The sequence below is a fragment of the Myxacorys chilensis genome (assembly GCF_059505265.1).
Genome location: NZ_JCACKG010000018.1, coordinates 1 through 2,156, shown reverse-complemented (window position 1 = coordinate 2,156; position 2,156 = coordinate 1). Strand labels below are relative to the sequence as shown.

The following is a 2,156-nucleotide window of genomic DNA, read 5'->3' as shown; positions in this document are numbered from 1 at the left end:
CGCCCGAAACGAGGACGGCTACAGCCCCGGCCTCGCTGCGCGCGAGCGCCTGACGGAGCATGACAAGCTCGGCCTCGCGACCGACGAGCGGCGAAAGGCCCCGGCTTGCCCGCGCCTGCCAACTATTGCGCGCGCCTGTAGCTCCAGTTGCACGCCATGTCGGAATTGGGCGTGTGATACCCGGCAGGACGAGCGACGGACCTTGCTCCAGAAGAAGATAGCCCTCGCACTCGGCACGCGCGTTCTCACAAAGGAGGACCGCCCCGGCCCCAGTTTCCGCCAGCCGTCGTGCGATGAAATCGAGGAGGTTTGCCTCGTTGCTCCCGTCGGTGAGCGACGCGCCCGCATGTACGCCGCCCCAGGCCCCCGTCGCCGCGGTTGCCTCAAGGGCGGCGCGCGCCGCTGACAGGGCTGGACGCTCCGCAAGGGCGAAGGTGGCCGTGAGTCCTCCGGCCGAGGCGCGGAGGCTATGCGGCCCGTAGCGACAGACGATCTCCTCCATCTGCCGAACGACGGTCGCGATGGCCAGCACGGCTTCCTCGGGATCAAGGCCGGCCAGATGAGCGCCGACCCCGGGTGCGCACAAATGGAGCACCGCGAGCCGCCGCTGCTCGACGGGGGTTGTCGAGGCTTGAGACGCGGTGGCCGTCTGGGACGGGGTGGCCTCTGCGGATAGATCCGTACGACCGGAAATCCTCTCGCCCGTCATCCGTCCTGTGGGGCCTAGCGTTCCGGTCTTGATCGCCTGCCACAAGGCCACCGTGGCCGTCTCGGGCGCAACCGACAACTCTTCGCGCAGCCGGTCGGCATGAGCCCGAAAGGCAGTCAGCGCGGCATTCCGTCGGCCTTGGCGGGCGGCAGCCGACATCAGTTGCCGTAGGGCAGCTTCGTCAAAGGGATCGAGGGCGAGCTGCCGTCGCGCAAGCGCCTCGACTTCGCCAAAGCGTCTCGCCACCTCGTGCAGCGCCGCCAGTTGGCTGAACCGTTCCGCCACGAGGCGCCGGACTCGGGCCCGCTCAGTTAGCAGCCAAGTGTCGTATTCGGGGCTGGCATCGTCAAAACCTTCCAGGAGATCGCCACCGATCTGCCCGACCACCCTGGCCAGGGTCTCACCGTCTCCAGGGCTAACCGCTTCGATTGCAGCAAGGTCGGAATGAATCGCGGCGCTGTCTAGGAGAATGCCACGGGAGTCAGTCCGGATAGGCTGCGGATTGGCGTCGTTCAACGCGGCACGCAAACGGTACAAAGCCTGCCTGAGCGAGGTCCGGGCCTGCTCCTCGCTCCGGTCGGGCCAGAAGAGGCCCGCCAATCGCTCCCGCGGATGCGCGCGATCTGGTAAGAGCGCCAGCCAAGCGAGCAGCAGCGCCGAATGTCGAGTCGGGAAGGCGACGAGCCGATCATCGACCCTCGCTTCGAAGCTGCCGAGAAGTCGAAGTCCCACTCTGGCCATCAGTCGACCTCTAAACGCCGGCACTTCCCAGCCGGACGTCTACAGACTGGAAGGATAGCATGGAAATGCAAGGCGGGTGGTGTCAGAGTATCCGTCTTGATCAAGGCCTAGCTGCTTGCCAGTGGCGGCTATCCCGGATCAGGGCGTTGGCGAGGACGATGAGCTTGCGCATGATAGCGGTGATGGCGAGTTTGGCTGGCTTTCCTGAGCTGATGAGCTGGTCGTACTTGGCCTTGAGGTCGGGGATGAAGCGGCAGGCCACGACCGCTGGCATGTAGAGGGCCTGCCGGAGGGCAGCACGTCCACCTTGGATGAAGGCTTTCCCCTGCGACCGCCCGGACTGGCGGGTGACTGGCGCGCGGCCCGCGAGGCTTGCAACCTGCTTGCGATCCAGGTGGCCCAGCTCCGGCATCATCGTCAGGATCGCAGCCGCAGTGACTTCTGAGAGGCTGTGTGGGAAGTCAGTCAGAGGCGTTACGCTGGCTCTTTACGCGAACGGCACAAGACCGTCTGCCAAAGGTGTCGGACGATCCACAATGAAGAGGAGCACCGGAGGCGGCGATGGAGCAAGGTCTTCCGGCTCCGCGCCCTGGTGACGTGCTCGACGGGGTCAACTGGGGTTAGGATCTATCTCGCGCTCATGACAAGAGCATCCACACACCCGCCCCGATTGCGGCCGTGCCGGCAGCACGTGACAAGCCTCGTC

General features: G+C 65.9%; 2 protein-coding genes. Both read right to left on the bottom strand.

Features of this window, described 5'->3' with window-relative positions:
• Nucleotides 1-1,450 (bottom strand): AfsR/SARP family transcriptional regulator (locus AC5JLB_RS00980; protein ID WP_495871987.1); only part of this gene is annotated, 1,450 nt, incomplete at its 3' end.
• Nucleotides 1,451-1,550: 100 nt separating this feature from the next.
• On the bottom strand, nucleotides 1,551-1,919 hold the full coding sequence (locus AC5JLB_RS00975) for a transposase (RefSeq protein ID WP_495871988.1): 369 nt from the start codon (nucleotides 1,917-1,919) through the stop codon (nucleotides 1,551-1,553).
• Nucleotides 1,920-2,156: the final 237 nt, after the last annotated feature.